This is a genomic window from Pseudomonas sp. NFACC25 (assembly GCF_900100935.1).
Classification (GTDB): domain Bacteria; phylum Pseudomonadota; class Gammaproteobacteria; order Pseudomonadales; family Pseudomonadaceae; genus Aquipseudomonas; species Aquipseudomonas marginalis.
Genome location: NZ_FMUC01000009.1, coordinates 280,025 through 303,561 on the forward strand (window position 1 = coordinate 280,025; position 23,537 = coordinate 303,561).

At 61.7% G+C, this 23,537-nt stretch carries 27 protein-coding genes and 1 pseudogene; 12 read left to right on the forward strand and 16 right to left on the reverse strand.

Translation table 11 applies throughout. From position 1 onward, the window contains the following. The first annotated feature begins 92 nt into the window (after positions 1-92). A complete protein-coding gene (locus tag BLQ09_RS21185; protein ID WP_027605616.1) occupies positions 93-575 on the forward strand; it encodes a GyrI-like domain-containing protein in 483 nt (160 codons plus the stop codon). A gap of 41 nt (positions 576-616) precedes the next feature. Here BLQ09_RS21185 and BLQ09_RS21190 read toward each other — a convergent pair whose 3' ends face one another. Beyond that, complete coding sequence (locus BLQ09_RS21190) at positions 617-1,801, reverse strand: NHL repeat-containing protein (RefSeq protein ID WP_108574737.1); 1,185 nt, start codon at positions 1,799-1,801, stop codon at positions 617-619. Between the two features lie 160 nt (positions 1,802-1,961). Next, the gene (locus tag BLQ09_RS21195) at positions 1,962-2,453 is read right to left on the reverse strand and encodes a GNAT family N-acetyltransferase (protein ID WP_092358436.1); all 492 of its coding nucleotides are present in this window, start codon (positions 2,451-2,453) and stop codon (positions 1,962-1,964) included. Between the two features lie 145 nt (positions 2,454-2,598). Here BLQ09_RS21195 and BLQ09_RS21200 point away from each other — a divergent pair, with 145 nt between their 5' ends. Genes BLQ09_RS21200 through BLQ09_RS21215 form a run of 4 tightly spaced genes read left to right on the forward strand, consistent with a single transcriptional unit; the run spans position 2,599 to position 5,139 of the window. After that, positions 2,599-3,018, forward strand: a complete 420-nt coding sequence (locus BLQ09_RS21200) for a YybH family protein (protein WP_092358438.1) — start codon at positions 2,599-2,601, stop codon at positions 3,016-3,018. Positions 3,019-3,060: 42 nt separating this feature from the next. After that, positions 3,061-3,405, forward strand: coding sequence for a YciI family protein (locus BLQ09_RS21205; protein WP_092358440.1), 345 nt, complete (start codon positions 3,061-3,063; stop codon positions 3,403-3,405). Between the two features lie 34 nt (positions 3,406-3,439). Further along, positions 3,440-3,919, forward strand: coding sequence for an SRPBCC family protein (locus tag BLQ09_RS21210; RefSeq protein ID WP_065925267.1), 480 nt, complete (start codon positions 3,440-3,442; stop codon positions 3,917-3,919). Then, positions 3,916-5,139: an RNA polymerase sigma factor gene (locus tag BLQ09_RS21215; protein ID WP_027605622.1), complete on the forward strand. Its 1,224-nt coding sequence runs from the start codon at positions 3,916-3,918 to the stop codon at positions 5,137-5,139. Before BLQ09_RS21210 ends, BLQ09_RS21215 begins: the two co-directional genes overlap by 4 nt. Before the next feature lie 62 nt (positions 5,140-5,201). Here BLQ09_RS21215 and BLQ09_RS21220 read toward each other — a convergent pair whose 3' ends face one another. Then, positions 5,202-6,056 (reverse strand): LysR family transcriptional regulator, encoded by an 855-nt coding sequence (locus BLQ09_RS21220; RefSeq protein ID WP_027605623.1) that lies wholly within the window; start codon positions 6,054-6,056, stop codon positions 5,202-5,204. 88 nt (positions 6,057-6,144) lie between these two features. On the opposite strand from BLQ09_RS21220, the gene BLQ09_RS21225 reads away from it, so the two are divergent. Continuing rightward, the gene (locus tag BLQ09_RS21225; RefSeq protein ID WP_043293516.1) at positions 6,145-6,657 is read left to right on the forward strand and encodes a multidrug/biocide efflux PACE transporter; all 513 of its coding nucleotides are present in this window, start codon (positions 6,145-6,147) and stop codon (positions 6,655-6,657) included. On the opposite strand, the gene BLQ09_RS21230 is transcribed toward BLQ09_RS21225, so the two are convergent. Then, entirely contained in the window at positions 6,556-7,314 is a 759-nt protein-coding gene (locus BLQ09_RS21230; protein ID WP_027605624.1) for an SDR family NAD(P)-dependent oxidoreductase, read from the reverse strand. The genes BLQ09_RS21225 and BLQ09_RS21230 overlap by 102 nt on opposite strands. Before the next feature lie 105 nt (positions 7,315-7,419). Between BLQ09_RS21230 and BLQ09_RS21235 the strand changes: the two genes are divergently transcribed. Continuing rightward, the gene (locus BLQ09_RS21235; protein ID WP_027605625.1) at positions 7,420-8,316 is read left to right on the forward strand and encodes a LysR family transcriptional regulator; all 897 of its coding nucleotides are present in this window, start codon (positions 7,420-7,422) and stop codon (positions 8,314-8,316) included. On the opposite strand, the gene BLQ09_RS21240 is transcribed toward BLQ09_RS21235, so the two are convergent. Then, positions 8,313-9,230, reverse strand: a complete 918-nt coding sequence (locus tag BLQ09_RS21240) for a LysR family transcriptional regulator (protein ID WP_027605626.1) — start codon at positions 9,228-9,230, stop codon at positions 8,313-8,315. The two genes, BLQ09_RS21235 and BLQ09_RS21240, sit on opposite strands and share 4 nt — an antisense overlap. Before the next feature lie 104 nt (positions 9,231-9,334). On the opposite strand from BLQ09_RS21240, the gene BLQ09_RS21245 reads away from it, so the two are divergent. The 3 genes from BLQ09_RS21245 to BLQ09_RS21255 are packed head-to-tail and all read left to right on the forward strand — an operon-like array spanning position 9,335 to position 12,000. Beyond that, on the forward strand, positions 9,335-10,090 hold the full coding sequence (locus BLQ09_RS21245) for a 5-oxoprolinase subunit PxpA (protein WP_027605627.1): 756 nt from the start codon (positions 9,335-9,337) through the stop codon (positions 10,088-10,090). A gap of 60 nt (positions 10,091-10,150) precedes the next feature. Next, positions 10,151-11,029 carry a 5-oxoprolinase subunit B family protein gene (locus tag BLQ09_RS21250; RefSeq protein WP_027605628.1) on the forward strand — a complete coding sequence of 293 codons (879 nt, stop codon included), beginning with the start codon at positions 10,151-10,153 and terminating at the stop codon, positions 11,027-11,029. Then, on the forward strand, positions 11,026-12,000 hold the full coding sequence (locus BLQ09_RS21255; RefSeq protein ID WP_092358442.1) for a 5-oxoprolinase subunit C family protein: 975 nt from the start codon (positions 11,026-11,028) through the stop codon (positions 11,998-12,000). Before BLQ09_RS21250 ends, BLQ09_RS21255 begins: the two co-directional genes overlap by 4 nt. Positions 12,001-12,062: 62 nt before the next feature. Here BLQ09_RS21255 and BLQ09_RS21260 read toward each other — a convergent pair whose 3' ends face one another. From BLQ09_RS21260 to BLQ09_RS21275, 4 genes are all read right to left on the reverse strand, one after another. Further along, positions 12,063-13,679, reverse strand: a complete 1,617-nt coding sequence (locus BLQ09_RS21260) for an inorganic phosphate transporter (protein WP_027605630.1) — start codon at positions 13,677-13,679, stop codon at positions 12,063-12,065. A gap of 165 nt (positions 13,680-13,844) precedes the next feature. Continuing rightward, positions 13,845-14,864, reverse strand: a complete 1,020-nt coding sequence (locus BLQ09_RS21265; RefSeq protein ID WP_027605631.1) for a transporter — start codon at positions 14,862-14,864, stop codon at positions 13,845-13,847. A gap of 148 nt (positions 14,865-15,012) precedes the next feature. After that, positions 15,013-15,318, reverse strand: a complete 306-nt coding sequence (locus BLQ09_RS21270) for a PepSY domain-containing protein (protein WP_027605632.1) — start codon at positions 15,316-15,318, stop codon at positions 15,013-15,015. A 100-nt stretch (positions 15,319-15,418) separates the two neighbouring features. Next, complete coding sequence (locus BLQ09_RS21275) at positions 15,419-16,546, reverse strand: glycerophosphodiester phosphodiesterase family protein (protein WP_092358444.1); 1,128 nt, start codon at positions 16,544-16,546, stop codon at positions 15,419-15,421. Positions 16,547-16,778: 232 nt separating this feature from the next. On the opposite strand from BLQ09_RS21275, the gene BLQ09_RS21280 reads away from it, so the two are divergent. After that, complete coding sequence (locus tag BLQ09_RS21280; RefSeq protein ID WP_027605634.1) at positions 16,779-17,102, forward strand: DUF2025 family protein; 324 nt, start codon at positions 16,779-16,781, stop codon at positions 17,100-17,102. 288 nt (positions 17,103-17,390) lie between these two features. Here BLQ09_RS21280 and BLQ09_RS21285 read toward each other — a convergent pair whose 3' ends face one another. Together BLQ09_RS21285 and BLQ09_RS21290 are read right to left on the reverse strand one after the other, a co-directional pair. Continuing rightward, positions 17,391-17,714 (reverse strand): antibiotic biosynthesis monooxygenase family protein, encoded by a 324-nt coding sequence (locus BLQ09_RS21285; protein ID WP_027605635.1) that lies wholly within the window; start codon positions 17,712-17,714, stop codon positions 17,391-17,393. Continuing rightward, on the reverse strand, positions 17,711-18,418 hold the full coding sequence (locus BLQ09_RS21290; protein WP_092358446.1) for a CTP synthase C-terminal region-related (seleno)protein: 708 nt from the start codon (positions 18,416-18,418) through the stop codon (positions 17,711-17,713). Before BLQ09_RS21290 ends, BLQ09_RS21285 begins: the two co-directional genes overlap by 4 nt. Before the next feature lie 80 nt (positions 18,419-18,498). On the opposite strand from BLQ09_RS21290, the gene BLQ09_RS21295 reads away from it, so the two are divergent. After that, positions 18,499-19,380, forward strand: a complete 882-nt coding sequence (locus BLQ09_RS21295; RefSeq protein ID WP_092358448.1) for a LysR family transcriptional regulator — start codon at positions 18,499-18,501, stop codon at positions 19,378-19,380. 31 nt (positions 19,381-19,411) lie between these two features. Here BLQ09_RS21295 and BLQ09_RS21300 read toward each other — a convergent pair whose 3' ends face one another. From BLQ09_RS21300 to BLQ09_RS21315, 5 genes and pseudogenes are all read right to left on the reverse strand, one after another. Next, positions 19,412-19,933, reverse strand: a complete 522-nt coding sequence (locus BLQ09_RS21300; RefSeq protein WP_092358450.1) for a DUF1003 domain-containing protein — start codon at positions 19,931-19,933, stop codon at positions 19,412-19,414. Positions 19,934-20,017: 84 nt separating this feature from the next. Continuing rightward, complete coding sequence (locus BLQ09_RS31975) at positions 20,018-20,497, reverse strand: methyl-accepting chemotaxis protein (RefSeq protein ID WP_371914537.1); 480 nt, start codon at positions 20,495-20,497, stop codon at positions 20,018-20,020. A gap of 69 nt (positions 20,498-20,566) precedes the next feature. Continuing rightward, positions 20,567-21,337: pseudogene (locus BLQ09_RS31980) on the reverse strand (PAS domain-containing protein); the annotation flags it as partial. A 264-nt stretch (positions 21,338-21,601) separates the two neighbouring features. After that, positions 21,602-22,660: a diguanylate cyclase gene (locus BLQ09_RS21310; RefSeq protein ID WP_027605640.1), complete on the reverse strand. Its 1,059-nt coding sequence runs from the start codon at positions 22,658-22,660 to the stop codon at positions 21,602-21,604. Between the two features lie 190 nt (positions 22,661-22,850). Continuing rightward, complete coding sequence (locus tag BLQ09_RS21315; RefSeq protein ID WP_092358454.1) at positions 22,851-23,477, reverse strand: TetR/AcrR family transcriptional regulator; 627 nt, start codon at positions 23,475-23,477, stop codon at positions 22,851-22,853. Positions 23,478-23,537 lie beyond the last annotated feature (60 nt).

The following is a 23,537-nucleotide window of genomic DNA, read 5'->3' on the forward strand; positions in this document are numbered from 1 at the left end:
ATGTGTCGGGAAATTTTCTGCGTGGAGTACTGCAAGGATATGCCCCTATACTCGATACGGGTTTGTTCCCTCATAAGAAGGAGACTGTTCAGATGGATCAGCAGACAAAACAACCGTTAGAGCCGCGCATGGAAGACGGCAAGGCCCTGGTGATCGCCGGGGTGCAAGGGCGTTATTCGAAGGCCACCGTGGGCGATATCCCCAAGTTGTGGAGTGTGTTCGACGAAAGCGTAAAACACATCAAGAAACGCGTCGGCGGGGTGACCTACGGCGTTTGCCATAACCCCAGCCACGGTGAATTCGATTACATGGCCGGGGTGGAAGTACCGTCCAAGGGCGATGTGCCGAGCAACTTCGAGTCCGTCGAACTGCCTGCGCACCACTACGCGGTGTTCCCGCACTATGGCCCGGTGCAGGCACTGGAGCAGACCTATGAGCGCATCATGTTCGAGTGGTTGCCGCACTCGGGCTACAAGGTGGCGGGGGCGGATTTCGAGCGCTATAGCGCGGATTTTGATGGGCGCAAGGGCACGGGCACGGTGGAGATCTGGTTGCCGGTGGAGCCCAAGGCTTGATGCAACACGGCTGAGCTGCCTTGGCAGTTCAGCCGCTAGCGTCACTGGCTGAGCAGGCGCCCGATGAAGGATGCGCGCGAGGTGTGCAGGATACCGCTGCTTTGCAATGTGCTATTGACCGTCACCCACTCCACCCGGTTGATTTCGGTGTGCTCAGGTCTTCCTTGTGGGTCTCGCCACGCATCCGCGATGCCTCCTATACCGAAGGTAGCGTCCGGCTGACTGTTCGGATTGAACCGCAGCAGTCGGACGATGCTGCCATTACCGTAGCGAGCCAATACCACAATTTTCCCATCGGGCTGGACCAGTCCACTGGTGTAGTTACCGTAGCTGGCTTCGCTTTCCAGAGGTTTCCCTTCATTAAATTGTGGATCAAGTTGGCCGCTGGCAAGCAGAACGGCTACGAAGTTCATCCCTCGCGGGATCCCGAAACTGCCACCTATGACAACGATTTGGCCATTCTGGTCCTTGGCAAGCGCATCGACTTTTCTGTCTTCATTGGTCGTAAATGGCAATACGACAACGCCTTGGCTGCCAAAACTGTGGTCCAGTTCGCCGTCGTGCAGAAGCCCTAGAATATGGGCCTTCCTTGCACTGGAACCGGCAAGGACAAAACCGCGGTCGGTAATCAACACCCTATCGAGTCGGGTGTTGGGTGCTTCAATCGGACCCTGATTTCCGAAGTTGCTTTCCTGACCGTTGCTGTTGAGTTGGTAGATGAAGCTGGTTTCAGCATCATTGAATACAACGACGATATGCCCGGTGGCCTGCACTGCAATAGCGCCGGCTATCAACAAATGCGGGTTGAATGAATCGCCCAGTTCAGTTGTACCTTTATCGCCAAACGAAAAGTCCACAGTGCCCTGATCGGCATTGAATCGAGTAACACATGCAGTGTACAGGTCTCCCTGTGCGCTCAATAAGAGGGGCTTGTTATCACGCTGAATGAGCAGGTCCACGAGGACAAAGGTGTTTGGAACGGGGGTCATCCAAACCCCGTAATTCTTATCCAGTTCCCCGGCAAGCGTGTGTTTGCTGACAACGATAACTTTGGTTTTTTCAACAGCCGTCAGGCCCACCGTAATCGTCGAACCGTCGCTAAGTACACGGGACAGTCCGCCCGAAGGCTCTGCGATAACCGTGCCGTCTTTAGGCATTGAGTTGCCAAAGGATAGGTCTGGGTGCCCTGCGGTGTTTCGCCTTTTTTTCGTTGATGGGGTACTCATGGTCGTTCTCCATACCGGAAGTCGCGAGTTTCCACTCCTGCTCGTTGCTAACCATGAGCGACAACGTTGGCATTCCAGTACAGGGCAATGAACAATGTTTGTATAGCTGTGAAATCTGACAGTAGACACCGAGGGCCGGGTATCAGTCAGGCTTCAAGTTTCACTCGGCAAACACCCACCTCAACCTCCGCTCATACCCAATCCGGCCCTTATACGCCTCCCCGCTGTCTACCCATCCTGCGCCCAGATACAACCCCATCGCCGCCACATTGTCCGTGTCCACCGACAACTCCAGCGCCTTGATCTGCGGCCACACCTGCAATGCCGCCGCCGGCAAGGCTTGCAAACAGGCCTTGCCGAATCCACGCCCTTGCTGCAGCCGATCCACCTGCAATGCATGCAGCGTTGCGCTGTGTTCATCGGCCCAGTGGGGCAGGCAGGGTGGGCGTTTAAGCAGGAGGAAGGCCACCGGAGTGTCGTCGGCCAGCAGGGCAAAGCCTTTGACGCCGGGGCTGGGCTTGGCCAGGAGCGAATTGAGGGCGCAGTACATGTCGCCGCAAAACGGCAACTGTTCAGGGTGAACTTCGATGGCGCTGACGTGCTGTTGTTGCACGGCATTCAGCGTCTCGTAGGCGACAAGGCAGGTTTGCATCGGCGTGTCCGAACAGCGGCAAGGAAGGGCGCAGTCTATCGGGTTTGTGCTGGACGACATTATTTTTCAACGGGCTGTCGATTTGCCCGAGGGCCGTTCGACTAAGGGTGTCTTCCGTGATTTTCCAACCCGAAGGAGTATCGCCATGAGTACCGCAATCAACACTCTGATCGAGCAATGGAAGCAAGCCGTGCTTTCCCGGAATATCCATAAGATTGTCAGCTATTACGCCGACGATATCGTCTCGTTCGACGCCGTGACCGCCCTGCAATTCAAAGGCAAGGCTGCCTACCGTGCGCACTGGGAGGCCTGCATGGAGCACTGCCCCGGCCCGGGCATTTTCGAGTTCCACGAACTGCGTATCGTCGAGTCCCAGGACAGCGCATTCGCCCACTGGCTCGCCCACTGCGGCGGCGCCGGGCCGGACGGTGAAGTAAAGGCTTGCTGGATGCGCGTGACCGCTGGTTATCAACGCTTCAACGGCGACTGGAAGGTGGTGCATGAGCACTGGTCGGCGCCGTTCGACATGGCCAGCGGCACAGCACTGTTCGACCTGAAACCTTGAGCGCCGCGAACTATAGTCAATAGTCCGAAGACGGAGACGCACATGAAATACCTCTGCCTGATCTACAGCAACGAGCAGGTGCTGCACACCTCGCCGGACAGCCCCGCAGACCCGGAATGTCTTGCCTACGCGCAGTCCATCCAAAAAAGCGGGCGGATGCTCGCCGCCGAGCCGCTGGAGTCGGTAACCACGGCCACCACGGTGCGCATGCGCAATGGCAAGCTGTCGATCACCGACGGGCCGTTTGCCGAAACCAAGGAACAGCTCGCCGGCTTCTACCTGATCGAAGCCAAGGATTTGAACGACGCGATCCAGGTGGCCGGCGGTATCCCGGCCGCCCGGGTCGGCAGTGTGGAAGTGCGCCCGGTGCGCCAATTGAATCTCTGAACACAACAACCATAACGCTTGAGGAGGTTTAGCCATGCCTACGCAACCTGCCGAATTTGAACTGTCCATCAGCCGCGTGATCGATGCGCCGCGCAGCCGGGTGTTCCGCGCCTGGACCGAACCCGCGTTGTTGCAACAATGGTGGGGCCCCCACGGCATGACCACCCCCGAGTGCGAAATGAACCTGTGGGTCGGCGGGCTGTTTCGCACCCTGATGCGCGCGCCGGATGGCAGCGAGTACCCGACCCAGGGCGTGTTCCTGGAGATTGTCGCCCCTCGGCGCCTGGTGTTTACCGACGCCTATACGCCGGGCTGGATCCCTTCGGGCAAACCGTTCATGACCGCCGAAGTGACGCTGCAGGAAGTCGAGGGTAGCAAGACCCTCTACACCGCCCGCGCGATGCACTGGAGCGCCGAAGACAAGCAGGCCCACGAAGCCATGGGCTTTCACGACGGCTGGGGCCAGAGCCTGGACCGCCTGGTGACGCTGGTGACCCAGGGTATGCGCGATTGACGCCTCCCATTGAGGCGATCTACCGCAGTGAGTCCCGGCGCGTCCTCGCCACCCTGATCCGCCTGCTGGGGGATTTCGACCTCGCCGAAGAAGCCTTGCACGAGGCGTTCTTCGTCGCGGTCGAGCGCTGGCCGCAAGAGGGGGTGCCGGACAACCCACGGGCCTGGCTGGTGTCGACCGGACGCTTCAAGGCCATCGACCGTTTACGCCGCCAGGCCCGCTTTACCCCGTTATTGCAGGCGCAGGCCGATGCACTGGAAGCCGCTGACTGGAGCGTTGAGGACGTGGAAGACGACCGCCTGCGCCTGATCTTCACCTGCTGTCACCCGGCGCTGGCGGCCGACGCCCAGGCGGCGCTGACCTTGCGTGAGATCTGCGATCTCACCACCGAAGAAATCGCCCGCGCCTTTCTGGCCACCCCGACCACCATCGCCCAACGCATCGTGCGCGCCAAGGGCAAGATTCGCGAGGCCAAAATCCCTTATCAAGTGCCGTCGCTGGCCGAGCTGCCCGAGCGCCTGGACAGCGTGCTGCGGGTAATTTACCTGGTGTTCAACGAAGGCTATTCGGCGTCCATGGGCGAGGACCTTACGCGCGAGGACCTGACCCGCGAAGCCATTCGCCTCGGCCGCCTGCTCCTGGAATTGCTGCCGGAGCCGGAAGTGATGGGCCTGCTGGCGCTGATGCTGTTGCACGAATCCCGCCGGGCGGCGCGCACCTCGGCCAGCGGCGAGCTGGTGTTGTTGGATGAACAGGATCGTTCGCGGTGGGACGCGTCGCTGATGGCCGAAGGTTGTGGGCTGGTGGAGCAGGCATTGAGCCGTCGCGGCTTTGGCCCGTACTGCCTGCAAGCGGCGATTGCAGCGGTGCATGCCGAAGCGCCCAGGGCCGGGGAAACGGATTGGCCGCAGATTATCGGGCTCTACGATGTGTTGCTCAGGGCCGTGCCGTCGCCGGTGATCGAGTTGAACCGCGCCGTGGCGGTGGCCATGGGCGAAGGGCCGTTGGCGGGGCTGCAGTTGGTGGAAGGCATTCTGGCGCGCGGGGCGTTGCTGGATTACCACTTGGCACATTCGGCGCGGGGCGAGTTTTGCCGGCAGTTGGGGCGGGTGGAAGAGGCCCGGGCAGCCTACGAAAAAGCCCTGTCGCTGACCCGGCAAATCCCGGAAAAACGCTTCCTCAAACACCGCCTGGCCGAACTCAATCTCCCCAAGCAATGAAGATCAAAAATGTGGGAGGGGGCAAGTCCCCTCCCACATTAATCTCAATTGTCTGAAAAAAATCACTCCAGCATCTTCCCCAACAACCAACTCCCCGCCGGCCCCGGCGGATGGTGCCGAGACCACAGTGCATCCACGGCCACCGAACGCGGCCAACCCCGTGCCTTGAGTTCGATCAACTGCCCGCCACCAAAGCGCTCCACCAGCCAGCGCGGAATCGGTGCCCAGCCAAACCCCAACTGGGCCATCTCCAACAGCATCAGGTAACTGGGGGCCGACCACACACGGCCATTGGCGCGGGTTTCGTTCGGGTTGATGATGCTGGCCAGACGCAATTCGCGGTGCTGTTGCAGGGTGTGCGCGGTGAGGGTACCGACGCCCGCCAGCGGATGTCTGGGTGACACGAACAGGGCAATTTCCGTGCGCTCGTCCACGGGCGCGCGGGTCAGGTCCGGCGGATACTCTTCCTGGTGTTCAATAAACGCAATCTGCGCGCGACCGCTTTGGACCAGGGCGATCAGGTCTTCGCATTCGGCGATCAGGCATTCCAGCTCCAGGTCCGGGTAGCGCTGTTCAAAGGCGCTGAGGGCGACCTCGAAACGGTCGGACTGGTAGGTATCGGACATGGCGATACTCAGCTTCGGCTCCAACCCCTGGGCCAACTGACTCGCCGCCAATTCCAGCCGGCTGCTGGCCTCCAGCACCTGCTCGGCGCGTTGCAGCAACACATGGCCCGCCGGCGTCAGCGTCGGCTTGCGGCTGCTGCGATCGAACAGCACCACATCCAGGTCAATCTCCAGGCTCGCCACGGCCGCGCTGACGGTGGACTGGCTCTTGCCGAGCTTGCGCGCCGCCGCCGAGAACGAGCCTTGGGTGGCCGCCTGCACAAACGCCTGCAGCACTTCGTTAGAGGCCATGACTATCGCCTTGATCGATGGTTATTGGTTATGAAGTATCGAGTCAAAGGCTAATGATGACAACCATCGTCACTCACGGAGCCGGGTCATGAACCCTACCAAGTCGATTACTGAACGTGTTTGCCAGGCCATTGGTTTCGAAGCCCTGGCATTGTTGATCTGCACCCCGTTGCTGGCGTGGATCATGGACAAGCCTGCCCTGGAGATGGGCATGGTCACCCTGGCGATCAGCCTGTTGGCGCTGGCCTGGAACGTGATTTTCAACGGCCTGTTCGACCGCCTCAAGGCGCGCCTGCAACTGGCCAGCAACGGTTGGACCCGCGTGCTGCACGCCTTGATGTTTGAAGGTGGGTTGATCCTGGTGTGTGTACCGCTGATTGCCGCCTGGCTGAACATCAGCCTGGTGCAGGCGTTTATCCTCGACATAGGCGTACTGCTGTTTTTCCTGCCGTACACCTATGTGTATCACTGGGGGTATGACGTACTGCGCGACAAGCTCCTACAGAAACATGCCGCCCGACGCCTCGATACGCTGGCCGGTGATCCAGGCACTACCGTCGGCGAGCAGGCTGGCAATCGCGCCGCCGATATCGTCCGGTAACCCGGCGCGGCCCAAGGCGGTATTGCTGGCGACCATGGCGTTGAGGTTGGCGTTGTCGCGCACGGCACCACCGCCGAAGTCGGTTTCAATGGCGCCGGGGGCCAGGATGTTAACGCTGATGCCACGGCCGCCCAGCTCTTTGGCCTGGTAGCGGGTCAGCACTTCCATCGCGCCCTTCATGGCGGCGTAAGCGGCGTAGCCGGGCAGGCTGAAACGCGCCAGACCGCTGGAAATATTGACGATGCGCCCGCCGTCGTGGATCAACGGCAACAGCTGTTGGGTCAGGAAAAACGGACCCTTGAATTGGATCGCCACCAATTGATCGAACTGCGCTTCGGTGGTCTCGGCGAAGCTGGCGTGAATGCCGATACCGGCGTTGTTGATCAAAAAATCGAAGCGGTCCTGTGCGAAAACGTCCTTGAGTACGCCAGCAATCTCACCGACGAAATCAGCAAATGTCGCGCTCTGGCTCACGTCCAGTTTCAGCATCGCGGCACGGCCGCCCAGCTGTTCGATCTGTGCGACCAATGCCTGCGCTTCATCGGCCTTGCTGTGGTAAGTGCCAATGATGTCGACGCCTTGTGCCGCCAGGTGCAGGGCGGTGTTTTTGCCCAGGCCACGGCTGGCCCCGGTGATCAATGCGATTTTACGGGTCATGGTGCAGTCCTCTGATGTGATCGTGGGAATAAGTGTATTTGTCCGTGGATAACGTGATAAACAGCGCTATACCGGAATCACTGGCCGAATAAGGCGAACAATCCCATGAACAAACTGGAGCTGCTGCGCACCTTTGTGCGCGTCACTGAGCTGTCGAGTTTCACCGGTGCCGGCGAGAGCCTGGGCCTGCCGCGCTCCACGGTGTCGGAACATGTGCAGGCGCTGGAAGAGCTGCTCGGCGCCCGCCTGTTGCAGCGCACCACGCGCAAGGTGCAGGCCACCCAGGATGGCCGCGTGCTGTATGAGCGCAGCAAGGATTTGCTCGCGCACATGGAGGAGTTGGAAGGGCTGTTTCGCCAGGACGAAGCGCAACTGGCCGGGCGGATTCGGGTGGACATGCCCAACATGATGGCGCGGGACTTGATCCTGCCGCGTCTGCCGCAATTCATGGACGCGCATCCGCTGATCGAACTGGAGATCAGCACCACCGACCGCCAGGTCGACCTGCTCGCCGAAGGCTTCGATTGCGTGCTGCGCGTGGGCGCGCAGCCGGACCAGAGCGTGGTGGCGCGGCTGCTGTGCAGCATGCCGATGATCAACTGCGCGAGCGCCACCTACCTGCAACGCTACGGCGTGCCCCGGACACTGGCCGATCTGGCCGACCATCACCTGGTGCATTACGTGCGGCCGTTGGGTTCACGCTCGGCGGGGTTTGAGTACGTGCAGGGCAACAAGGTGCTGCGCATTCCCATGGGCGGGCGGGTCACGGTCAACAGCACCGATGGCTACAAGTCTGCCTGCCTGGGCGGTTTCGGGATTATTCAGGTGCCGGCCCTGGGCATGGGTGACGAATTGGCCAGCGGGGAGCTGGTGGCGGTCCTGCCGGACTATCCGGCCCCGCCGCTGGATGTGTCCCTGCTCTACGCCGGTCAGCGGCATTTGCCGCTGCGGGTGCGGGTGTTCATGGACTGGTTGGCGGCCATTCTGCATTCGCAGCTTTAACGCCGCGCCGACAGCTGTTGCGGCGCGAGGAAGGCGTCGTGGAAGTAATCGCGAAACGCCTGCATTGCCGGGGTAAAGGCGCGCTCGCGGTGCCAGGCCAGGCCGACGCTCATGGGCGTGACGGGGTCGGTGACGGTCAGGGTTTCGATGCGCTTGCCTTCCAGCGACCAGGGCCGGTGCACCAGGTCCGACAGGATCGCCACGCCGCTGCCATTGGCAACCATGCTGCGCACCGCCTCCACCGAACTGGTGCGCAGCCGCACCTTGGGCGTTTGCCCGGCCTGTTCCCAGTACCGCATGGCGCTGTGTTCGGCCTCATCGACGGTGAGCAGGATGTACGGCTCCTGCGCCACATCCGCCAGGCTCACCGCACCGCGTTCGCACAATGGGTGATGGCTGGGCAGCCATAAACGACGTTCCGAGTTGAACAGGATTTCCGAGACGATCGCCGGGTGGGTGAGGTTCGCGGTGAGGACCACGGCCATGTCGAACTGGCCATCGAGCAGACCCTGTTCGATGGCCTGGCGCTCCTGCTCGAACACCTCCAGGGTCACATCCGGGTGCCAGTGCTCCATGCGCTGCAGGTGGTGCGGCAGGAAGTAACCCAGCACCGTGTAGCTGGCCGCCAGCCGCAGCACGCCGCTGGCGCGGTAGTCGGGCAACGGGCTGTTCAGCGCATCGTCGACACTGCGCACAATCACGTAGGCGCGGTTGAGAAAGTGCCGCCCGGCATCGGTCAGGTTCATGCCCTGGGCCGAGCGCACAAACAGTTGCACGCCGAGCAGGGCTTCCAGCTCCTTGATCGCCGTGGTCACGGCAGACTGGGAGATGTTCAGATGAATCGCCGCCTGGGAAATCTGGCCGATTTCGGCGGTGGCCACGAAGTAGCGGATTTGGCGCAAGGTCAGGGACATGGCTTTATCTGATTTTCAGAAGATGAGCCATCTGATAATAGATCTTCCCAAGGGGTCAAGCCGCAGCCTACTTTCGAGCATCACCTTTTGGCGGAGCGTCCCCGATGCAGGCAGTGGATTTCAATTCAGACATGGGCGAAGGCTTCGGTCCCTGGACCATCGGCGACGGCGTCGACGCGGAGCTGATGGCCTATATCAGCTCGGCCAATATCGCCACCGGCTTCCATGCCGGCGACCCCGGCACCATGCGCCGCACCGTCGCGCGGGCCAAGCAATTGGGGGTGGCCATCGGCGCGCATCCTGGCTTTCGCGACCTGGTGGGTTTCGGTCGTCGACATATCCATGCGCCGGCCCAGGAACTGGTGGACGACATGCTCTACCAACTGGGCGCCCTGCGCGAAATCGCCCGCGCCCAGGGCATGACCCTGCAACACATCAAGCCTCATGGCGCGCTCTACATGCACCTGGCCCGCGACGAAGAAGCCGCGCGCCTGCTGGTACAGAACCTGCAAATCATCGAGCCGACGCTGTTGCTGTACTGCATGCCCAACTCGGTGATCTGGCGCGTGGCCAAGGAACTCGGGCAGCCGGTGGTGCGCGAATTCTATGCCGACCGTGAGTACGATCTAACCGGCTCCATTGTGTTTACCCGCAACGTACGTGCGCTGGATCCGGCCACGGTCGCGGCCCGTGTCCTACGGGCGTGTCAGACGGGGCTGGTGCGTACCGTAGAAGGCGAAGACCTGTTTATTGAATTCGACTCCATCTGCCTGCACAGCGATACCCCCGGCGCGCTGGAGTTGGTGGAGGCCACCCGTGAAGCGTTGGACCAGGCCGGCATCACAGTCAAAACCCCCTAATAAGATCGTACGTTTACTTTTTTTGCCTGCCTTTCTATAACGATTCCAAGAGGAACAGACATGGCTGAAACGTCCCCCATCCGCTACAGCTTCGGCGGTGATGAACACCTGTTCGCCGAAGTCAGCGAGAGCATGTCCCTTGAGGCTTTTTTCAAGGGCATGGCCGTGACCCGTGCCGTGGAACGCCTGGCGCTGGAGGGCGTGCTGGATGTGTGCCTGGCCAATGCCTCGTTCCAGATTCGCTTCGACCCCGACCGCATCGCCCCCCATGTGCTGCTCGACGCCGTGCAGAGCGCCGAAGCCCAGGCCGTGGCCGAGCGCACCCTGCACACGCGCATCATCGAAATCCCGGTGCTCTATAACGACCCCTGGACCCATGAAACCCTGATGCGCTTTCGCGACCGCCATCAAGACCCCGGCGCCACCGACCTGGAATACGCCGCGCGCATCAATGGCCTGGCCGATGTCGAAGCGTTTATCGCCGCCCACAGTGGTGCGCCGTGGTTTGTCTCGATGGTGGGTTTTGTCGCGGGCTTGCCGTTCATGTTCCAGATGGTCGAGCGCGAGCGGCAGTTGCAGGTGCCCAAGTACCTGCGCCCGCGCACCGACACGCCGAAGCTGACCCTCGGCCATGGCGGTTGCTTCGGCTGCATCTACTCGGTGCGCGGCGCCGGCGGCTACCAGATGTTTGGCGTGACCCCGGCACCGATCTACGACCCGGCGCAGCAGCTGGCCTACCTCAAGGCGCATATGGTGTTTTTCCGGCCGGGTGACATCGTGCAATTCAAACCCATCGACCGGGACGCCTACGACCTGGCGGTTGCCGAGGTGGAGGCAGGACGTTTCGACCTGCGCATTCGCCCGGTGGATTTTTCCCTCGATGCGTTTCTCGCCGACCCCATCGGCTATCCGAAAACCCTGCAGGAGGCGCTGGCATGATCAAGGTCCTCAAACCCGGCCTCGCCACCTCTGTGCAGGACCTGGGCCGCGAAGGTTATTACCACCTGGGCATTCCGCCATCGGGTGCTTTGGACCAATACGCCCTGAGTGCGGCCAATCATCTGGTGGGTAACCCGGTAGGCGCTGCCGGCCTGGAATGCACCTTGATCGGGCCGGAACTGGAGTTTCAGCGCGATACCCTGGTCGCGCTCAGCGGTGCGTTGATGTCGCCGCGCCTGGACGGTGAAGTGGTGCATCAGGACACCGCGTTCCAGGTACGTGCCGGGCAGGTGCTGCGTTTCGAATTTCCCAAGGCCGGTGCCCGCACTTACCTCGCCGTCGCCGGTGGCATTGATGTGCCGTTGGTGCTTGGCAGCCGTTCCACCTACACCCTCGGCGCCCTTGGTGGTTTCCACGGGCGACGCTTGCAGGCAGGCGATGAGCTGTCCATCGGTGACGCCAGCGGTCTCGGGCGGGCAGGCAACAGTTTGCCGATGGCATTGCGCCGCTCGGTGGGCGGCGATGTCACGTTGCGCGTGGTGCCGGGGCTGTATTACGAGCGCTTGACCGCGGGTGCCAAGCGCAGTTTTTTTGCCGAACCGTGGACGGTCGGCTCCGAGGCGGACCGCATCGGCTACCGCTTCAAGGGCGGCAGTGCGCTGAGCTTTGAACCGCGTGAGCAGCCGTTCGGCGCGGGGTCGGATCCGTCGAATATCGTCGACAGTTGCTACCCCATCGGTTCGATACAGGTACCGGCGGGGCTGGAGCCGATTGTGCTGCATCGGGATGCGGTATCCGGCGGTGGCTACGCGATGATTGGCACGGTGATCAGTGCCGACCTGGACTTGATCGGGCAGATGCAGCCCAACCAGCGGGCGGGGTTTGTGGCGGTGACGTTGGAGGAGGCGCTGGAGGCGCGGCGGGTGTACAAGAAGCGGCTCAAGGCCATGGCGGGACTCTTCAACAACTGACAGGACACACATCCAAATGTGGGGGGGAGCAAGCCCCTCCCACATTTTCAATCTTGGGTTGGTCAGAAGAGTTGGGTGAACAGCCAGTAGAGGCTGCCGGACAGCAGAATCGCCGCCGGCAAGGTGAGCACCCACGCCATCAGCAAATTGCGGATGGTCCGCATCTGCAACCCCCCCCCATTGGCCACCATGGTCCCCGCCACACCCGACGACAACACATGGGTGGTCGACACCGGCAGCCCGAACATATCCGCTGCGCCAATGGTCAGCATCGCCACGGTCTCGGCCGAGGCGCCCTGGGCGTAAGTCAGGTGGGTCTTGCCGATCTTCTCGCCCACGGTGACCACGATGCGCTTCCAACCGACCATGGTGCCAAGCCCCAGGGCGATGGCCACGACAATCTTCACCCACAGCGGAATAAAGCGCGTGGCATCGTCGATCTGTTGCTTGAACAGTTGCAGCTTGCCTTGGGTGTCAGCGTCGAAATTGCCGACCTTGCCTTTGTCCATCAGGCGAATGGTTTCGCTGCTCAGGTACATATCGTTACGCACGTTGCCCACGGCTTCGGCGGGGACTTTGGCCAGGGAACCGTAGCCTTTGACCTGGTCACCGATCTGGCCGGCGAGGGCGGCGAGGGCGGGAATCAACTCGGGCGTGGCTTCCTTGGTGCGCATGTAGGTCGACAGCACCGGCCGAGGGTCACCAGCCAACGCCCGCGGCGCTGTTTTCATCAGCGCCACCTGGGTCACTTCGGCGACTGCGGCGAACTGCAACGACTGTTCGGCCGGCATGGCGCGGTTCAGCGCATAGGCCATCGGCAGGGTACCCACCAGGATCAGCATGATCAGGCCCATGCCTTTTTGCCCATCGTTGGAACCGTGGGCAAAGGACACGCCGGTGCAGGTGGCGATCAGCATGCCGCGAATCCACCAGGGCGGCGGGGTGTCGCCCTTGGGGGCCTTGTACAACGCACGGTTTTTCACAAAGGCGCGCAGGGCCAGCAACAGCAAGGCGGCGAAGGCGAAGCCGATCAGTGGCGAGAGCAGCAGCGCATAACCGATCTTGATCGCCTGGCTCCAATCCACACCGCTGGTGCCGTCACGCCCGTGCATCAAGGCATTGGCCACGCCGACGCCGATGATCGAACCGATCAGGGTGTGGGACGACGAGGCCGGCAAACCCAGCCACCAGGTGCCGAGGTTCCACAGGATCGCGGCGATCAGCAAAGCGAAGATCATCGCGAAGCCGGCCGATGAACCCACCTGCAGAATCAGCTCCACCGGCAGCAAGGCAATGATGCCGAACGCCACCGCGCCGCTGGACAGCAGCACACCGAGGAAATTGAAGAAGCCCGACCACACCACCGCAAACTGCGGCGGCAGCGAGTTGGTGTAGATCACCGTCGCCACCGCGTTGGCAGTGTCGTGGAAACCGTTGACGAACTCGAAACCCAGGGCAATCAACAGCGCCACACCCAGCAGCAGGAACGGCGTCCACGTGGTGAGCTGGGCGCCCATTTCGTGCATGTCGTGCATGAGGCTGTAGGCGGTAAACAACAGGCCCATGGCAAGCACGGCGAAGAAAACGATCACCGTCACCAGGCCGGGTTTCTTGTCCAGGCGCGGTTTTGAGTCGACGGAGGATGAGTGCGTGGAGGCAGTCAGGGAAGGGGTGGCCATGCCGGGGCATCCGTGTGGGGAGGATGCCGCTCATATTCATTGCAGAATGTTACAGCGATGCTGCCGCAAATCATTGTTTAGGTAATTGGATCTGCCACTGGTCTACAAAACACCGTAGTCCTTATGGGGGAGGGGCGGTGCGACGATTCGACCGTTGATTGCATTTCAATTTGAAAACTTGCGAAACGCCCAGCGCCCGGCGATCAGCGTGAAGGTCGCGACCAACGCCACCAGGATCCAGAACCCCTCGGGGTCCTGTGAAAGTGGCACACCGCCCACGTTCATGCCGAAAAAACCGGCGATGATATTGATCGGCAACGCCAGCACCGTCACCACGGTAAGGGTGAACAGCGTGCGGCTGCTTTGCTCGTTGAGGTTGGCGGCGATCTCTTCCTGCAGCAGCTTGATCCGTTCGCCCAGCGCCGTCAGGTCGTTGATGATCAGCGCAAACTCCTCGGTGGATTTGCGCAACTCCTTCACGTCTTCCTTTTGCAGCCATTGCGGCGGGCGGTTGAGCAGGCGCAGCAGTGAACCCGGTTCCAACGCGAGCAGGCGTTGCAGGCGCACCAGCACCCGGCGCGCCGCCCCCAGTTCCGCGCGGTTGGTGGACAGGCGCGAGGACAGCAACTGGTCCTCGATATGGTCGACGCTGATGCTGGTCTTGCGCACGATCTGGGTCAGCACTTCCCCCTGGTCGCGCAGCAGGTGCACCAGCAACTCCAGCGGCGAACGAAAGCGTTCGCCGGCCTTCACCGACGAGCGCAGCTTGTCCACCGAGTGCAAGGGTTGCAGGCGTGCGCTGATCAACAGCCGGCTGCGGGCGCAGACCCACAGCGTGGAAATATCCGACGAAACCATGCTGCTGAAGTTGAACACCACGTCGTTGACCACCGCCAGCAAGGCTGAGTCGACGTGTTCGATACGGGTGGAGCGCGAGCCTTCGTGCAGGGCCTCGAAGAATTCTTCGGGTAAATCCAGGTTGGCCTGCATCCAGCGTTCGCAGGCGGCGTGGGCCAGGTTCAAGTGCAGCCACAGGAACTCTTCCGGGTCGGCGGGTTGCTGCAAGGCCGCGAGGGCCGCGGCCGAATCAATCTGTTCGCCCTTTTCACCGGGACGAAAACGAAAACCGTAAAGCAAGCCAAACAGGTCGGAGTCCTGGTGGCTGTGGTCGAGGCTGTGGTTCATGGAGACTCGCAGAGAAAGCGCCTGTAGGACGTTTCACAGGTTCGCGTGGGCGAATCATTGCAAGGAGGTATGACAGTTATATGACGTTTTAGCGCTGCGCATAAAAAAACGCGCCACCCGGAGGTGGCGCGTTTTTTCGAGGTTCAACTCAAGTGTCTTGCTTGTTTTCCAGCACCGCGCCGGTCTTGGCGTCGAGCTTCACTTCAAAGCGCTTGCCGGCGGTGTCGGTCAGGTCGACTTCGTAGACCAGTACCCCGTTTTTGTGGTCAAGCTCGGTGTCGGTGATGCTGCTACCGGCGTGTGTGGCCACGGCGGCGGCATTGAGTTTCTCGAACGGCATCACGGCGCCGGACTTGAGCAGGCCTTCAATCTGGTCCGGGCGAACATCGGCCTGGGCCAGGCCGGCGGTCAGGGTCAGGGCGGTGGCGGCGAACAGGGCGGTCAGGGTTTTCATGGTGTGTATCCTTCTCTGGTGAGCTGTTTAAGTGGCGCCAGATTAACCGGCGCAACTTAACTCATCCTTAATGGCGCACTGACACCAATGACCGACTCACTCAGTACTTATAGTCGTTCAGCAGGTCTTGCACGCTGGACGACGGCCAGCGCTTGTAGAACTTCAGCAGTTCGGCGGCGCGGTTGGTGAAGATACCGTCGACGCCGGCTTTCATCACTTTGTCGAAATCGACCGGCTCATCCACGGTGTAGACGTGTACCAGCAGGCCCTTGTCGTGGGTCAGCTTGTTCATTTCAGGTTTCACCAGGTCGGTGTAGCTCTGGTCGCCATGGGCGGTCAGCTCAGCCGATGGGCCGGTGCCGATGGCGCCGAGGCTCTTGGCTTCGTCGACCCACTTTTCGAACTCGGCAGCGTCTTTCGGCTCTTGCTTGGCGTAATAGGCGGCCTTGGTCGGTTCGCCGGATTCGGCAAAGGTCTGCGTGGATTTCGGCTCGATGCTGCCCGGGCCAACCCACAACAGCAGGATTTTCGGGGTGTTCGGCATCTCTTTCTGCAGCTCTTTCAAGCTGTCTTTTTCAAACGTCTGCAGCACCACACGACCCTTGCCCTGGCCGACGCCGGTGTTGCTCTTGCCCAGCTTGGAGCCGGCGGAGCTCAACCAGCCTTTATCCAGCAGCTTGTTTTTCAGGTCGGCTTCGATACCCGGGAATTGCTTGGGCTCCTTGGTTTCGATGTACAGGCCGGGTTTGTGCTGCGGGTTGCCTTCGGCGATCTTGATGATGTCGTCCAGGCTCTGGATCTTCAGGCCAACGAAGCCTGGACGCGCACGGTCCGGGTAGGCGGCGTTGAACCAACTGCCGGCGTCGAGGGTTTGCAGTTCTTTCCAGGTGAACTCGTTGGCCGGGGCGTCCTTGCGCTCAGGGAACTTGGTGGCCACGTCGGTGGTGCGCTGCAGGTTGTTGTCGTGCAGGGCGAACAGCACGCCGTCCTTGCTGCGCTGCAGGTCCAGTTCCAGGTAGTCGGCACCCAGGTCGCGCGCGACTTTGTAGGCGGCGGCGGTGGATTCCGGCGCGTCGTAGGACGCGCCACGGTGAGCGATCACGGCGGGGTAGGGAATGCCTTCGTTTGTCGCCAGTTCAGCCGGGCTGATCGGTTCGGCAGCCTGTGCCTGGCCGAGGCCAAGCGCCAGTGCGAGCAGCAGGGCGCTCTTGGAAAACGTGACAGGCATATGCGAAGTCCTTTCGTGGAGGTAGCTTTGAGAAGGCCTCCTTTTTAACAATTGATTGCGAAAGGCGCTATCACCAAACCGACATTAACGTGCGCACGTGCCAATTTTCTCGGTTTTTTTGCGCGGCATTGCAGTACTCTTGCTCGCAGCCGCCCCGCCAGAGGACGGTATTTTCTGCCACGCGTGTAAACCATCTTTCCAGTCCCTGTGGGACTTTTCAGTGAGGTTTACCATGCGCATCACCTCCGAGCTTATCTGCCAGGCCGCCGACCAACTCCACGGTTTTGTTGGCCTCAACCGCAAGACCGGCCAGTACATCGTGCGTTTCAGCGAAGATTCCTTCGGCATGGACGTGGCCGACGACGGCATTATCCCCACCGCTGAATTTGTCTGGCTGCCGGCCCCCGAGCAGACCATGACCCTGTCCCGCGAGCGTATCCAGTTGCTGCTCGACCAGAATATCGACGACCGCATCAACATCAGCGAGCCGCTGCGCGTGTACATGAAACGGGTGGAGATTCCACAGATCAGTGCGCTGCGCAGCCTGGTGAGCTAGGCGGCATAGGCGGTGAGCGAGGGTTCTGTGGCAGGCCGGCTTTTTAGGGCTGCGGGCCTGTTGTGGTGAGCGGGCTTGCCCCGCGCTGGGGCGCGAAGCGGCCCCTGAACCAGACGCTGCGGTTAGTCAGGAGAACCGCGTCAACTGAATTGGGGCTGCTTCGCAGCCCAGCGCGGGGCAAGCCCGCTCACCACAACAGGCCCACTCACCACAGCAGGCCCGCTCACCACAACAGACCCGCTCACCACAAAAGGCCTGCTAGCCACAGAGGGCCAGGCGATACGACGGTTACTGGCCTTGGAATGTGTAGGCCCGCTCCACCTTGCACACCCGTGTCTGAAACGCCGAGTACCAGGTGGCGCGTCCTTGTTCGCGCACCGCCCGGTGCTCGGCCTGCTGCTTCCAGGCCAGGATCGCCGCCTCGCTGCTCCAGTAGGACACGGTAATCCCCAGGCCATCCTCACGCGCCGATTCCACCCCGAGAAACCCCGGTTGATCGCGAGCCAACTCCAGCATGCGGGCGGCGGCCTGGCCGTAGCCTTGATCGCCGTCGGTGCGCAATGAGCTGAAAATCACTGCGTAGTAGGGTGGGGCGGGGGTCTTGGCGATCATGCGTATTGCTCCTGGCACGCCTTGAGCAAGGCAATCGCCAAAGGCGGCGTGACGCCCTTGAGGGCGGTACGTTCAGGCTGGAACAGGGTGGCAACGAAAAATGGATGGTCGAGCAACTCCACCGCGCGCAGATCGCCGGCTGCGTCATGCCCGCTGGGAATCATCTCGCGCTCGAGCAGCGCATCGGCGAATTCGGGGTTGATGCCGTAGCGGCAGCGGTAACCTTCCTCGATGTCAAGACGGCCGTAGGCCTCGGCGATGCGTGTGTAGGGTGTCAGGCGCAGGCTGTCGGTGGCGTCAACCAGTGCGCAGCTCAGGGGGGTGATCACTGCGCGTTCGGCGCCCGGCGCCAGCTCGCCATGTTCGGCATCGGTCCAGCCCAGTACGTTGCGGGCGTATTCCAGCACCGCATGTTGAAAACCACCGCAAGTGCCGAGGAAAGGTCGCCGCTGTTCGCGGGCAAAACGGATCGCCCGCAACGCGCCGTCGGTGTCGCGGTAGGGGCTGGCGGGCACGCACCAGAAACCGTCGAAGTCGTGCAGTGCTGTGGTGGGCGTGAGGGTGTCGGTGTCGAGCCATTGCAGATGAACCTGCAAACCGAGGGTTTCGCCGGCCCGTTGCAGCGCGACGGGAATGGCCTGGTGCGCGATGACATTGGGGTTGTAATCGCCGATCAGGGCGAGGTGCAGGGTGGTGGCGTTCATCGTGTGCGTCCCATGGCTTGTGGTGTCCTGATGCGCACTATAGATTGGCGTGCACGCAATCAATATTGGCGTTTGCCCACATGCTCAATGCAGCCAAGCACTATCAACTCGATTACCCCGACCTGTCGCTGATCCTCGCCCTGGTGCGTGGCGGCACCCTGGCGCGGGCGGCGGCATTGTTGCGGGTGGATGTGTCCACGGTGTTCCGCGCGGTGCGACGGCTGGAGGCCGCATTGGGCCAGACGCTGTTTGAAAAAAGCCGCGCCGGCTACCTGCCCACCAGCCTCGCCAATAGCCTGGCGCAGCAGGCCGAACGTGCCGAACAAGCGCTTGAGGCGGCGCGCATCGGCGTGGAGCAGGGTGGCGAGGTGATCAGCGGCACGGTGCGCCTGACCTGTACCGACTCAGTGCTGCAAGAGCTGCTGCTGCCGGCGCTGGCGCAGTTCATGCCGGACTACCCGGCGCTGACCCTGGAGCTGAGCACGTCGAATGATTTCGCCAACCTCAGCCGCCGCGATGCCGACATCGCCCTGCGCCTGACCAGGACTCCGCCAGCGCATCTGGTCGGCCGTTGCCTGGGGGCCGTGGCGTATCAGGTGTGTGCCAGCCCCACGTATGCGCATCAACACGCTGCACGCTCACTGGCGGACCTGGCCTGGATCGCGCCGGACGACTTCCTGCCCGACCACCCTACCGTGACCTGGCGCCGCGAACACCTGCCCGGTGTACGCCCCAGCTATCGCTGCAACAGCATGTTGTCGGTGACCGCACTGGTGCGGGCCGGGTTGGGGGTGGCGGCGCTGCCGGACTTTCTGCTGGATGATGGCCTGCAACCCCTGGGCCCCGCGTTGGCCGGGCACGACACCGCGTTATGGCTGCTGACGCGCCCCGATTGCCGCGCGTTGCGCTCGGTGGTGACGCTGTTTGATGAGTTGGGCCGGCATGTGCAGATGAAACCCTGACACACCTCCCTCCCACGTGGAGTTCGCGTTGTTATTGAGGTTTTCGCACATAGTGCTCGTGCATTTCGCACGTCAGGGTTTCGATGTGTTCGGTCAGTTGCTTGGTCATTTCCGTCAGCCGGGTGTTTTGCTCCAGCAATTCGAGCAACTGTCTGGTGGTTTGCGCGGCCTGGGCCTGGCGTTCGGTATTGGCGATGGCCAGGGCTTCACGGTGTTGCGCATCGGCGTCGGACTGGGCTTTGTCGCGGGCCGCCTGGCGCGTCTGGGCCAGCAGGATCAGCGGCGCGGCATAGGCGGATTGCAGGCTGAAGGCCAGGTTGAGGAGGATGAACGGGTACACGTCGAAGTGGGTGATGCCGGTTACGTTCAGCGCCACCCACAAGATCACGATCGCGGTTTGCGCACCGAGGAAGGTCGGTGTACCAAAGAAGCGCGCAAAAGCCTCGGCCTTGAGGGCAAAGGTATCGTTGCCGAAGGTCGGGGCCAGGTGGGCGTGGCGGCGGTGAAAACGCAGGTGATCGACGGGGGCGGTTTCGGGCTTGTCGGGGGTCATGGTCGGCTCGGGTCATCAACGTTAAGACAGTGAATCACTATAGTCCTGGCGACCTGTCTTACACATGAATAACCCGTGGCCTACTTAGTGGGCACTCCGCTCATTGGCAAACGCACTCACCGCGTGCACCGCCTCGCTGGTGCCTTCGCGAATCTGCAGGATCACCGTACCGGCCTGGTCGGCCAGTTCCACGCCCTGGGCAGCGCGGTCGCGGGTCGCGTCCATGCTGTCGATGGCTTGGCGGGTTTCAGCCTGGATCACCGCGATCATGCTGGAAATCTCCGTGGTGGACCCGCTGGTGCGCGCCGCCAACTGCCGCACCTCATCGGCCACCACGGCAAAACCACGGCCTTGTTCACCCGCACGCGCCGCTTCGATAGCGGCATTGAGTGCCAGCAGGTTGGTTTGTTCGGCAATGCCGCGAATGGTGTTGACGATGGTAGTGATCTGCTGCGAGCGCTCGCCCAGCTTGGCGATCAGTTGCGAGGAGTTGTCGATGTCCGAGGAAATTTCACGCATGCCGCTGGCTGTTTTCTGGATCACGTCGGCGCCTTTTTCTGCCATGTCCTGGGTGTGCAGCGACAGGTGATAGGCCTGGGCGGCGCTCTGCGCGTCAGCGGCATGTTGTTGCACGCGCGCGGTGATGTCCGAGGCGAACTTCACCACTTTGCGCAGGCGTCCGCTGGCGTCGTACACCGGGTTGTAGCTGGCTTCGAGCCAAACAGGCCGCCCGTTTTTATCCACGCGCTCGAACTGGCCGCTGAACAATTCACCCTGGTTCAGGCGCCGCCAGAACTCGCTGTAGGCTGAGCTCGCGGCGGTCTCTGGGGTGCAGAACAGACGATGATGCTGACCCTGGATCTGCGCCAGGCTGTAGCCCATGCGCTGCAGGAAGTTGGCGTTGGCGGTGATGATCGTGCCGTCGAGGTTGAACTCGATGACGGCCATGGCCCGGCCGATGGCTTCCAACTTGGCGTTGGCCTCGCTTTCGGCCTGCAGGCGCGGGGTAACGTCCAGGGCGTACTTCACCACTTTGATCACGCGGCCCGCGTTATCACGTACCGGGGTATAGCTGGCTTCCAGCCACACCGACTGACCATTGCCGCCCACCCGTTCAAAGGTACCTGACTGGAACTGACCCTTTTGCAGGTTGGCCCAGAGTTGCTGGTACTCGGCGCTGCGGGCGAAGGCGGGCGTGCAGAACATCCGGTGGGATTGGCCTTCGATCTGCTCGGCGCGGTAGCCCAGGGTACTGAGGAAGTTGTCATTGGCCCGCAGCACGAGGCCTTGCGGATCGAATTCGATCACCGCCATGGAGCGTTCGATGGCGTCCAGCAGGCTGGCCTGGTGAGCCACGGTGTGTTGCAGGGTATCGATGGTTTTCTTATGGGCGTTGAATAACATGTTCGGGGGCTCGGGCAAGCACGCGTCTGGGAGGATCCATGTATAGGCGCCTGCCTCCGTAAGGCATTTGCCCTACGGTTGACCTGCTCATTGTCAGCTCCCTTGTGCTGACAGCGGGGGGTGGAACAACGGGTTAAGAGTCATCAGCCTGACAAGAAGTTCGCCCCATGGGCAGGACCATTTTTGGGTAGGCGACCAATGGAGGCATTGTGCTATCTCGTGCGGGGCTGCACGGAGGATCCAGACCTGTGTCGTAGGACAACGTCAGGCGGAACAGGCTATCCGGTCGTCGTTGACACTGACTCGATTACGCCCGGTGTCCTTGGCGGCATAAAGTGCCCGGTCCGCCGCGTTCAGCCACATGGCTGCGTCGGTGAAGCGCGGCTGGAAGTCCGCCAGGCCGATGCTCAGGCTGACGCGCAATTCCGGTAGGTGCGGGGTGCGGTAGTTGCCGAATGTTTCGCGCATCTGCTCCATGATCTGCGCCGCTTGCTCCAGAGGCATTTGCGGAAGAATCACACAGAACTCATCGCCACCGTAACGTCCGGCCAGGTCGTTTTCCCGCAGGTTGCGCCGCAGTTCCAGGCTCAGTTGCCGCAGCACCGTGTCGCCGACGATATGGCCGTGGGTATCGTTGATCTGCTTGAAGTGGTCAATATCGATCAATGCGATGGTGGCGTGGCTTTGCTGCTGCTGGCACTTGTGGAACTTGAGGTGCAGCAGGTCTTTCCACGAGCCGTGGTTGAGCAGGCCGGTGAGGCTGTCGGTGCGGCTCAGGGCACTAAGGGCGCGTTTATGTTCCGAGAGCTTGATCGCCAGTTGATAACAGACCATGCCGATGGCCATGGGGTAGAGGGTCAGCATCGGCAGGCAGGAGTAGACCTGCAGCAGGCTGACGTCGGGGTTGAACTGGATGCCGAACAGCGCCCACGCCACGCCGATCCCCAGCCCCTGGGCGAGCAGTCCACGCAGGAACAGGCGCCGGCCGCCGGCGGCGACGTTGTTCATGGTCATCATCGACAGGATGGTCACGGCTGTCAGCGGCGTGAACTGCGTGGCCGCCGCCCAGAACCCGCCGAGTACCGAGTCATACAGGAAGTTGCGCTGTTCAGCCTGGTAAGGGAACGGCGAGCGGGTGGACAGCTGGTACGCAAGGTGCGCCCAGGCAAACCCATTGAACAGCAGTAATGCCCAGACCCAGCCCGGCATGGCGAGCGGGTACAGGGCGCCGGTGACGCTGATGCTGCCGACACCCAGGCCGATGATCCTTGGCTGGTAGATACGCCGGGCAAATGAGAGCCCTTTGCCTCGTCTGTTTTCCATAAATTCCTGGTTCAGCTGTTTTCCACATTTACCGCGGCGCGCGGTCACCGGATCGACCGTTGATCGGATAAGGCCTGTGAATATTGTCAGTTATTCCCATGGGAATAATCAGTGGCCTTCCAGGCCATTTGCGCAAAACAGAGGGCGAATGCGTCAAAAGCGACCAGGAATGTCGCTCCTGCAACGGTTTTTACTCGGGGCGGGGGGCGCTGACTTCATAGCCGGCCAGGAACAGGTCAATGGCCGAGTCAATGACGCGCGCCTGGTGGGCGGCATCCAGGGTCGGCTGGCCCAACGTGATCTGCGGCCAGAACGCGAAGGCCTTGAGCAGGCTTTGGATCTGGTGGGCGGCAAACGCCGGGTCGGTGCAGGAGAGGCGGCCGTCTTCCTGGGCGGCGCGTACCCACTGGGTAAAGCCTTCTTCGCGCTGGCTCAGGCGGGTGACCATGTCTTGCGCGCGTTCCGGTGAGTGGATGGTGGCGGCGATGGCTACCCGGGCCAGATCGAGGAAATTGGTGTCCGACATCATCTTCATCTTGGCTTCCAGCAAACCACGCAATTGTTCGCGCAGAGGGCGCTCGCTGGTGTAGCTGACGTCGAGTTGGGCGACGCTGCTGGCCCAGAGCTGGTGAAGGATTTCGGCGAACAGTTCTTCCTTGCTGGGGAAATGGTTATACACCGTGCGCTTGGACACCCCAGCGGTGGCGGCGACCTTGTCCATGCTGGTGACCTCGAAGCCGTTATCGCGAAACTCAACGATGGCTGCTGCCACGATGGCTTGGCGTTTGCGGTCGGTGAGGCGTTGAGGGGCAGTCATGGGTGGCGTTCGGCTCTTGAGGGTAAATTACACTGGGTAGTTTACTTGCTGCGGATTTTG

What these genes read in the sequence shown, in the direction of transcription:
- BLQ09_RS21185 (WP_027605616.1), top strand. Translation starts at nt 93, where the DNA reads ATGGATCAGCAGACAAAACAACCGTTAGAGCCGCGCATGGAAGACGGC.
- BLQ09_RS21190 (WP_108574737.1), bottom strand. Translation starts at nt 1,801, where the DNA reads ATGAGTACCCCATCAACGAAAAAAAGGCGAAACACCGCAGGGCACCCA.
- BLQ09_RS21195 (WP_092358436.1), bottom strand. Translation starts at nt 2,453, where the DNA reads ATGCAAACCTGCCTTGTCGCCTACGAGACGCTGAATGCCGTGCAACAA.
- BLQ09_RS21200 (WP_092358438.1), top strand. Translation starts at nt 2,599, where the DNA reads ATGAGTACCGCAATCAACACTCTGATCGAGCAATGGAAGCAAGCCGTG.
- BLQ09_RS21205 (WP_092358440.1), top strand. Translation starts at nt 3,061, where the DNA reads ATGAAATACCTCTGCCTGATCTACAGCAACGAGCAGGTGCTGCACACC.
- BLQ09_RS21210 (WP_065925267.1), top strand. Translation starts at nt 3,440, where the DNA reads ATGCCTACGCAACCTGCCGAATTTGAACTGTCCATCAGCCGCGTGATC.
- BLQ09_RS21220 (WP_027605623.1), bottom strand. Translation starts at nt 6,056, where the DNA reads ATGGCCTCTAACGAAGTGCTGCAGGCGTTTGTGCAGGCGGCCACCCAA.
- BLQ09_RS21225 (WP_043293516.1), top strand. Translation starts at nt 6,145, where the DNA reads ATGAACCCTACCAAGTCGATTACTGAACGTGTTTGCCAGGCCATTGGT.
- BLQ09_RS21230 (WP_027605624.1), bottom strand. Translation starts at nt 7,314, where the DNA reads ATGACCCGTAAAATCGCATTGATCACCGGGGCCAGCCGTGGCCTGGGC.
- BLQ09_RS21235 (WP_027605625.1), top strand. Translation starts at nt 7,420, where the DNA reads ATGAACAAACTGGAGCTGCTGCGCACCTTTGTGCGCGTCACTGAGCTG.
- BLQ09_RS21240 (WP_027605626.1), bottom strand. Translation starts at nt 9,230, where the DNA reads ATGTCCCTGACCTTGCGCCAAATCCGCTACTTCGTGGCCACCGCCGAA.
- BLQ09_RS21245 (WP_027605627.1), top strand. Translation starts at nt 9,335, where the DNA reads ATGCAGGCAGTGGATTTCAATTCAGACATGGGCGAAGGCTTCGGTCCC.
- BLQ09_RS21250 (WP_027605628.1), top strand. Translation starts at nt 10,151, where the DNA reads ATGGCTGAAACGTCCCCCATCCGCTACAGCTTCGGCGGTGATGAACAC.
- BLQ09_RS21255 (WP_092358442.1), top strand. Translation starts at nt 11,026, where the DNA reads ATGATCAAGGTCCTCAAACCCGGCCTCGCCACCTCTGTGCAGGACCTG.
- BLQ09_RS21260 (WP_027605630.1), bottom strand. Translation starts at nt 13,679, where the DNA reads ATGGCCACCCCTTCCCTGACTGCCTCCACGCACTCATCCTCCGTCGAC.
- BLQ09_RS21265 (WP_027605631.1), bottom strand. Translation starts at nt 14,864, where the DNA reads ATGAACCACAGCCTCGACCACAGCCACCAGGACTCCGACCTGTTTGGC.
- BLQ09_RS21270 (WP_027605632.1), bottom strand. Translation starts at nt 15,318, where the DNA reads ATGAAAACCCTGACCGCCCTGTTCGCCGCCACCGCCCTGACCCTGACC.
- BLQ09_RS21275 (WP_092358444.1), bottom strand. Translation starts at nt 16,546, where the DNA reads ATGCCTGTCACGTTTTCCAAGAGCGCCCTGCTGCTCGCACTGGCGCTT.
- BLQ09_RS21280 (WP_027605634.1), top strand. Translation starts at nt 16,779, where the DNA reads ATGCGCATCACCTCCGAGCTTATCTGCCAGGCCGCCGACCAACTCCAC.
- BLQ09_RS21285 (WP_027605635.1), bottom strand. Translation starts at nt 17,714, where the DNA reads ATGATCGCCAAGACCCCCGCCCCACCCTACTACGCAGTGATTTTCAGC.
- BLQ09_RS21290 (WP_092358446.1), bottom strand. Translation starts at nt 18,418, where the DNA reads ATGAACGCCACCACCCTGCACCTCGCCCTGATCGGCGATTACAACCCC.
- BLQ09_RS21295 (WP_092358448.1), top strand. Translation starts at nt 18,499, where the DNA reads ATGCTCAATGCAGCCAAGCACTATCAACTCGATTACCCCGACCTGTCG.
- BLQ09_RS21300 (WP_092358450.1), bottom strand. Translation starts at nt 19,933, where the DNA reads ATGACCCCCGACAAGCCCGAAACCGCCCCCGTCGATCACCTGCGTTTT.
- BLQ09_RS31975 (WP_371914537.1), bottom strand. Translation starts at nt 20,497, where the DNA reads ATGGCAGAAAAAGGCGCCGACGTGATCCAGAAAACAGCCAGCGGCATG.
- BLQ09_RS21310 (WP_027605640.1), bottom strand. Translation starts at nt 22,660, where the DNA reads ATGGAAAACAGACGAGGCAAAGGGCTCTCATTTGCCCGGCGTATCTAC.
- BLQ09_RS21315 (WP_092358454.1), bottom strand. Translation starts at nt 23,477, where the DNA reads ATGACTGCCCCTCAACGCCTCACCGACCGCAAACGCCAAGCCATCGTG.